This window comes from Streptomyces sp. SPB074, from assembly GCF_000154905.1.
Classification (GTDB): domain Bacteria; phylum Actinomycetota; class Actinomycetes; order Streptomycetales; family Streptomycetaceae; genus Streptomyces.
The window spans coordinates 5,659,371-5,666,050 of sequence record NZ_GG770539.1; the positions used below are offsets into that span (position 1 = coordinate 5,659,371).

Below are 6,680 nucleotides of genomic sequence, written 5' to 3' on the forward strand. Positions count from 1 at the left end.
CTTCGCGCGCCGGTCTCAGGCCACGATCACGTAGATCCCGAACGCGACCGCCGCGAGGCACACCCCGAAGCAGGCGTACGCCCCGAGCCGTGCGAGCAGCGCCTGCCGCCTGCCGCCCGTACCCGTGCCTGTGCCGGTTCCCGTGCCGGTCCCCGTGCCGCCGTCGCGTGCCGTCGCCGCCGAGGCGCGCGAGAGGCCCACGATGCCGAGGGCGAAGGCCCCGACGATGCCGACGGTGAGGAGCAGGCTCACGCCGAAGACGGATCCGAGTGCCGCCCAGTCAATGTTCATGCCGGTTCCTTTCAGGCCGCGGTGCCCGAGCCCGCGGTGCGGCGCGGGGGCTCGGTGACGGGCGGGGCGGGGAGTTCCGCCGTGAGCGGGGAGCGCAGGGCGTCCGCGGCGGTCGGCTGGACCGGCACCGTGAGGACGCCCGCGGGCGGCGGCGCGACCGAGGCGAGGGCCTGGGTGACGACGCCCGCCGGTTCGGCGGCACCGGCCACGTCGTGGTGGCTCACCGGCTTGCGCCGCGACAGCACCCAGATCGTCCCGGCGCCCGCGACGAGCAGCACCCCGGTGAGGACGACGCCCCACGTGCCCTGCCGGGTCAGGAACTCGGCGCCCGCGCCGACGAGCGCGGCGGCCGGGAGCGTGAGCAGCCAGGCGATCGCCATCCGCCCGGCCGTCGACCAGCGCACCGTGCCGCCCTTGCGCCCGAGGCCCGCGCCCATCACCGACCCGGAGCACGCCTGGGTCGTGGAGAGCGAGAAGCCGAGGTGCGAGGAGGCGAGGATCACGGTCGCCGCGCCGGTCTGCGAGGCGAAGCCCTGCGGCGGGGCGAGATCGGTGAGCCCGGTGCCCATCGTGCGGATGATGCGCCAGCCGCCGAGGTACGTGCCGAGCGCGATGGCGCACCCGGCCGAGAGGATCACCCACACCGGCGGGTTGGCGCCCGGCTTGAGGACGTCGCCCGTGACGAGGGCGAGCGTGATGATGCCCATCGTCTTCTGCGCGTCGTTCGTCCCGTGCGCGAGCGAGACGAGGCCGGCGGAGGCGATCTGCCCCACCCGGTACCCCTTCGCCCCGGTCTTCTCGTCCACGCCGCGCGTCAGGCGGTACGTCAGCCGGGTCGCGGCGAAGGTGGCGAGACCCGCGACGACGGGCGCGGCCACGGCCGGGAGCACGATCTTGGTGACGATCGTGCCGCCGTTGACGCTGGAGAACCCCGCCGACATCACGGCGGCCCCGATGAGCCCGCCGAAGAGGGCGTGCGAGGAGCTGGAGGGCAGGCCGAGCAGCCAGGTGACGAGGTTCCACAGGATGGCGCCGACGAGCGCCGCGAAGATCACTTCCGTCCTGAGCCCGGATTCGTCGACGATTCCCCCCGAGATCGTCTTGGCGACCTCCACCGAGAGGAAGGCGCCGACCAGGTTGAGTGCCGCGGACATCGCCACGGCCGTCTTGGGCTTGAGGGCGCCGGTGGAGATGGTGGTGGCCATCGCGTTGGCGGTGTCGTGGAAACCGTTCGTGAAATCGAACACGAGAGCGGTGACGATCACGATCCCGAGGAGAAGCGTGATGTGTTCCATTTACCCAGGCTTCTGTTGGACGTCAATGTCACGCCGAACGTAAGCAATCCGAGTGAACGGAAGATGAACTGGGGCGGGCGCTGTGGTGACCCCCGGCGGAGCGGGGCCCGGGCGGGGGTCGTGCGGGGCCCGGACGGGGTCGTGCGGAGCCCGGACGGGGAGCCGGGCGCGCGCCCGCGCGGATTCCGCTTGCGCCCCGCTCCCGCCTCGCCCACGGGCCCGCCCAGCCCCGGGCCCGGCGCCCGGCACGCCCCGGGCCCGCTTCTCCGGGATCTCAGCCGTCCGTGAAGCGCTCCAGGTCCGCCGCCGAGCCGTTGAACACGTTCTGGTCCCCGGGCAGCGGCCCCTTCACCGCGTGCTGCCACACGGTCCAGTACGTCCACCCGGCCGGCAGCGGCCCCGGGCTGCCCGCCCAGTTCGCGAGCCACAGCGGATGCGTCCGCGCGAAGGCCGTGCTGTTCCCGGTGCAGGTGTTCCACCAGTGCGCGGTCGTGTAGAGCATCGGCCGCCGCCCGGTGAGCCGCAGCGTCTCGTCGCTGAAGTCGCTGATCCAGGCGCGCATCTTCGCCTTGCTGACGCCGTAGCACTTGTGCGCGCTGTCGTACGGGTTCGCCTCCAGGTCGAGCGCGGGCGGCAGCGTCCGCCCGTCGGGCCGCCAGTCGCCCCCGTTGCGGACGAAGAAGGCGGCCTGCGCGGTGCCCGAGGAGCGGTCCGGAAGGGCGAAGTGGTACGCGCCGCGCAGCAGCCCCGCCTTCGCCGCGCCGTCGTACTGCTCGCGGAAGGAGGGGCTGCGGTACGACGTGGACTCGGTCGCCTTCACGTACGTGAACCGCGCGCCGTCCGTGCGCGCCTGGCGGAAGTCCACCGCCTCCTGGTGCGCGGAGACGTCGTGCCCGCGCGGCCCCTGGGGTCCGGCCGCGAGGGCCGGGGTCGTGGAGAGCGCGGCGGCGAGGACCGCCGGGCCGAGCAGGACGGAACGGGTGCGGCGAAGACGTCTCATGAGGCCCCCGGGAAGAAGGACGAGAACAGGAATTCCGCCGAGCGTAACGACTGACATGTCAACAAAGCGGTAAATATGACCGCGATTCGTCCTGTTCTCTTCCGCACGCGGCGGCGCGGTGGGGGCGCCTGCGAGGATGGCGCGCATGACACGCACCCCGGCCCCCGCCACGCGCGCCGCGTGGGCGGAACTGCTCGCCACGGCGCGCCGCAGCGTCGCCGACGGACTCGTCACGGGCACCTCGGGCAACGTCTCGGTCCGCGTGGACGACCCCGCCCTCGGCACCCTGATCCTCGTGACCCCGACGGGCGTCCCGTACGGGGAACTCGGCGCGGACGACCTGGTGGCCGTGGACCCGGCGGGCCGTCAGGTGCTCGGCACCCTGCGCCCGACGAGCGAACTCCCGCTCCACCTGTCCGTCCACCGGGACCGCCCCGAGGCGAGGGCCGTGGTCCACACGCACGCGGCACACGCGACGGCGGTCTCGCTCCTGGTCGACGAGGTTCCGCCGGTCCACTACGTCACGGCCCTGTTCGGCGGCCCGGTCCGCGTCGCCCCGTACGCCCTCTACGGCACCGAGGCCCTGGCCGACGCGGTCCGCGCGGCCCTCACCGGCCGCACCGCCTGCCTCCTCGCCCACCACGGCACCCTGACCCTGGCCGCCGACCTGCCGACCGCCTACGACCGCACCGCGCAACTCGACTGGCTCTGCCAGGTCTGGCTCCTCGCCGCCGCCGTCCCCGGCCGCCCGCCCCGCGTCCTGTCCCCGGCGGAACTGGACGAGGCCGCCCGCAAACTGAGCGGCTACGGACAGCCGCCGGACGGTACGGGAAGCGGCAGGACGGGAGACTGAGAACGCAGGCGGCCCCGGGCCCGCCGCCGCCCCCTCCACCGGCGCACGCCCTCTCCGCCACCGCTCGCCTCCACTGCGCCGCACGGGCGCACTGCCCGGTCCGGGCGGGAGGAGCGGCCCAGAAGGGGAAGACGCCTGAAAGGGGCTCCCGTCCCAGCAGGTGCCCGGAGAGGAATCGTCCCGTGCCGAAACCGCGTCGTACCGCGCTGCCCCGAATCCCCGCCACGCGGCACCTCAGCCGCCACCTCACCCGCCGCCTCCCCGCGCGCCTGCGTCTGGTCCTCGCCGCCCGCCGCCTCCCCGTGGTGGGCCCCGCGCTCACCGCCCGCCGCCTGCTGCGGCTGGCCCGGACGGCCCGCCGCCACCGGCCGGGGCGGCGCCGCACCGGCAAGGGCTGGCGCCCGCCCGTCCGGACGGGCCCCGGCGCCGCGCGCGGCTCCCTCTCCCTGCCCCGGGCGCTTTGCGCCCCCACCGGCGGCCGTCCGGTGGCCGGGCCGCGGAAGCGGGTGGAGACTGGCGGGGTGCGCACCGTGAAGACGACCGTCCAAGCGACCGCGGCGGCGCTGACCGCCCTTCTCGGCGCCGGTGCCGCCGCCGTCGCCGCCGGACGCATGGCGGGCGAGGCGGGCCTGCGGCCCCGCCCGGGCCGCCCGCTGCCCACCGAGCCGAAGCTCACGGTGCACACGGCGACCGCCGACCGCGTCACCCTGACCCGGGCCCTCGCCTCGCTCCGCCCCGGCGTCTACGGCCTCTCGGGCGAGGACGGCAGGCACGCGGCCGTCGGTCCCGTGCTGGAGTCCGAGGCGCACCGCGCCGACACGGTGGTGCGCGAACTCATCGACGGCGCGGGCGAGTTCACCTCCGGCGCGCAGGCCCGGCTGACCCCGCAGGTGTACACGGGCACCCCGCGCACGGTGCTCGGCCTCGACTACGAGGACGTCGAGATCCCCGGCCCGTCCGGCGCGCTGCCCGCCTGGTACGTCCCGGCGGCGCGCGCGACCTGGGTGATCGCCGCGCACGGGCTCGGCACCACCCGGGAGCACCCGCTCGCCCTCATGGACCTCCTGCACCGTTCCCAGTTCCCGGTGCTCGACCTGGCCTACCGGGGAGACCCGGGCGCCCCGGCGGCCGCGGGCGGGCTCACGCGCTTCGGCGAGGAGGAGTGGCAGGACCTCGACGCGGCGGTGAGCTGGGCGCTGCGGCAGGGGGCGCGGCGCGTCGTGCTGCTCGGCTGGTCCACCGGCGCGGCGATGGCGCTGCGCGTGGCGGCGCGTTCCGCGCACCGCGACCGCGTCGCGGGACTCGTCCTCGACTCGCCCGTCCTCAGCTGGCAGCACGCGCTGGAAGGGCTGGCCACGGCCCGCCGCACCCCCGGTTTCGTGCTGCCGCTCGCGGTACGTGCCGCGCAGGGCCGCGCGGGCCTGCCCGCCGAACGGGTCGACCGGGCCGCCGACCCGCACGCGCTGCGCGTGCCCGTCTTCCTCGCGCAGAGCGAGGACGACGCCCTCGCCCCGTACTCCCTGGCCCGCGCCTTCGCGCGCTCCCGCCCCGACCTGGTCGTCACGCACACCGTGGACGAGGCGCCGCACGGCGCCGTCTGGAACCGTGACCCGCGGTCCTACGAGGAGGCGCTGCGCCGCTTCCTCACGCCGCTGATGTGACCGCCCCGGCGCCGTCCGGCCGCCTCGCGGGCGGCCCCGGGCCGGGGCGCGGCGCCGCCGCAGCGGGCGCCGGTCGGTCGGACAGGGAACGGGCGGTCTGGACCGCATAGCCGGTGAGGAGTGCGTCGAGGACGCCGGTCAGGGCCGGCTCGACGTCCACGACCGCGTGCGCGAGGCCGGGCTCGGCCGCGTAGAACTCGCGCGGCGTCGTGGTCGGCGCCGCGGCCTGCCACAGCGCGCCGGCCATCGAGGTGGCGGTGCTCACGACGCTGCGCGCCTGGTCGAGCCGGAGCGGGGTGACGGTGCACAGCGCGGTGCCCACGTCCGTCACCGCGGTGAGCGCGCGGATCTTGGACTCGCGTACCCGGTCGAGGGAGACGTCGCGCTCCAGGTCGAGCGGGGCGTGCGCGAGGAGGTCGCAGAACAAGGGCCGTGAGACGAGCGAGTGCGCGAGGGGGGCGGCCACGCGGCGTTCGGCCTGCGGGTGCTCCTGCCGTCCCCTCGCGCGGGAGCCCGGCCGGGTGCCTGCCCGCCGCTCGTGGCGAGGGCGCCGAGCGCGGAGCGGGCCTCCGCCGACCAGGTGGTCCAGCCGTCGGCGGCCGGCTCCAGGAATACGTCCTCGCGCGTCTCGAAGTAGCGCAGCATGGCCGATTTGTGCATCCCGATCTCCTGCGCGATGCCCGCCAGGGACACCTCCCGCACGCCGTGCGCGGTCGCGGGCGACCGTGTGATCGCGACCGCCCGCAGGCCCGGGCAGCTCGCGGACCTGGCCGAGAAGTACGGGGCCCGTTCTCCCGGTGGTCCTGGACGTCACCGGCACCGAGGCCGCCCGGGCCGCCGTCGCGGCGTCTCCAGCGTCTTCGCCGACCGGGGCGGCCCGACCCCCGACCACTCCAGCGCCAAGCACGGCATCCGCGGTCTCACCCGCGGCGCGGCGATCGAGTTCGGCGCCCGAGGGGTACGGGTCAACGAGCTCCAACCCGGCGTCATCGACACCGACATGACCCAGAAAAACCCGGAGGGCACCCGGAAGGTGGCCGACACCGGCATCCCGATGCGGCGCGTGGGCACCGGCGAGGAGACCGCCTGCATCACCGGCGCCCACCTGGCAGTGGACGGAGGCTTCCTGGCCTGACACCCACCCCTCTCCCCAGGCGAACGGGCCCAGTTTCCGGTGCGGCGGGGCCCCGATTTCAGCCTCTCCGGCGTTTGAGGAGCGGGGCCGGGGGTGGAGCCCCGAGGGACACGCCGGTCCGGGTGCGCCTTTTCCCCGAGGTCCACCCGTTTCCAGCCTCTCCGGCGTTTGAGGAGCGGGGCCCGGGGCAGAGCCCCGCAAGCCGCACCCCCCGGCCACGGCACCCATCCCGAGCAACGGGGCCTACGGCCCCATTCGTCCCGGTCTCACTCATTCCGTTTGGGCTTTCGGCCCGTCACCGGGGACACTGCCTTGCGTGACGTCCCGTATCCCGCGCGACTCCAGACTCCGACTCGTCGGCCGCGCCCCGCTCGCGGCCCCCGTCCGTACGGTCGCGGAAGGGCGGCCACGCCGCCCCGCCCCCCGCCCGCCGGAGGGGACCCCA

The 6,680-nt window shown here is 75.6% G+C and carries 8 protein-coding genes; 3 read left to right on the plus strand and 5 right to left on the minus strand.

Going from position 1 to position 6,680, the window contains the following annotated elements; genetic code table 11:
* Window positions 1-15: 15 nt before the first annotated feature.
* The 3 genes from SSBG_RS23965 to SSBG_RS23975 form a co-directional block, all read right to left on the minus strand.
* Entirely contained in the window at window positions 16-291 is a 276-nt protein-coding gene (locus tag SSBG_RS23965; protein WP_008748655.1) for a hypothetical protein, read from the minus strand.
* 11 nt (window positions 292-302) lie between these two features.
* Window positions 303-1,586: an inorganic phosphate transporter gene (locus tag SSBG_RS23970; protein ID WP_008748656.1), complete on the minus strand. Its 1,284-nt coding sequence runs from the start codon at window positions 1,584-1,586 to the stop codon at window positions 303-305.
* Window positions 1,587-1,860: 274 nt separating this feature from the next.
* Window positions 1,861-2,586: a lysozyme gene (locus SSBG_RS23975; RefSeq protein ID WP_037870510.1), complete on the minus strand. Its 726-nt coding sequence runs from the start codon at window positions 2,584-2,586 to the stop codon at window positions 1,861-1,863.
* A gap of 145 nt (window positions 2,587-2,731) precedes the next feature.
* Here SSBG_RS23975 and SSBG_RS23980 point away from each other — a divergent pair, with 145 nt between their 5' ends.
* On the plus strand, window positions 2,732-3,439 hold the full coding sequence (locus SSBG_RS23980; RefSeq protein ID WP_008748658.1) for a class II aldolase/adducin family protein: 708 nt from the start codon (window positions 2,732-2,734) through the stop codon (window positions 3,437-3,439).
* A 530-nt stretch (window positions 3,440-3,969) separates the two neighbouring features.
* The gene (locus SSBG_RS23985) at window positions 3,970-5,100 is read left to right on the plus strand and encodes an alpha/beta hydrolase (RefSeq protein WP_008748659.1); all 1,131 of its coding nucleotides are present in this window, start codon (window positions 3,970-3,972) and stop codon (window positions 5,098-5,100) included.
* On the opposite strand, the gene SSBG_RS33370 is transcribed toward SSBG_RS23985, so the two are convergent.
* Window positions 5,084-5,527, minus strand: coding sequence for a hypothetical protein (locus SSBG_RS33370; RefSeq protein ID WP_234010635.1), 444 nt, complete (start codon window positions 5,525-5,527; stop codon window positions 5,084-5,086). The two genes, SSBG_RS23985 and SSBG_RS33370, sit on opposite strands and share 17 nt — an antisense overlap.
* Window positions 5,428-5,760 carry a hypothetical protein gene (locus SSBG_RS36240; protein WP_234010636.1) on the minus strand — a complete coding sequence of 111 codons (333 nt, stop codon included), beginning with the start codon at window positions 5,758-5,760 and terminating at the stop codon, window positions 5,428-5,430. Before SSBG_RS36240 ends, SSBG_RS33370 begins: the two co-directional genes overlap by 100 nt.
* Here SSBG_RS36240 and SSBG_RS35090 point away from each other — a divergent pair.
* A complete protein-coding gene (locus SSBG_RS35090) occupies window positions 5,744-6,235 on the plus strand; it encodes an SDR family oxidoreductase (protein WP_008748661.1) in 492 nt (163 codons plus the stop codon). The genes SSBG_RS36240 and SSBG_RS35090 overlap by 17 nt on opposite strands.
* Window positions 6,236-6,680: the final 445 nt, after the last annotated feature.

What these genes read in the sequence shown, in the direction of transcription:
- SSBG_RS23965 (WP_008748655.1), bottom strand. Translation starts at nt 291, where the DNA reads ATGAACATTGACTGGGCGGCACTCGGATCCGTCTTCGGCGTGAGCCTG.
- SSBG_RS23970 (WP_008748656.1), bottom strand. Translation starts at nt 1,586, where the DNA reads ATGGAACACATCACGCTTCTCCTCGGGATCGTGATCGTCACCGCTCTC.
- SSBG_RS23975 (WP_037870510.1), bottom strand. Translation starts at nt 2,586, where the DNA reads ATGAGACGTCTTCGCCGCACCCGTTCCGTCCTGCTCGGCCCGGCGGTC.
- SSBG_RS23980 (WP_008748658.1), top strand. Translation starts at nt 2,732, where the DNA reads ATGACACGCACCCCGGCCCCCGCCACGCGCGCCGCGTGGGCGGAACTG.
- SSBG_RS35090 (WP_008748661.1), top strand. Translation starts at nt 5,744, where the DNA reads ATGGCCGATTTGTGCATCCCGATCTCCTGCGCGATGCCCGCCAGGGAC.
- SSBG_RS36240 (WP_234010636.1), bottom strand. Translation starts at nt 5,760, where the DNA reads ATGCACAAATCGGCCATGCTGCGCTACTTCGAGACGCGCGAGGACGTA.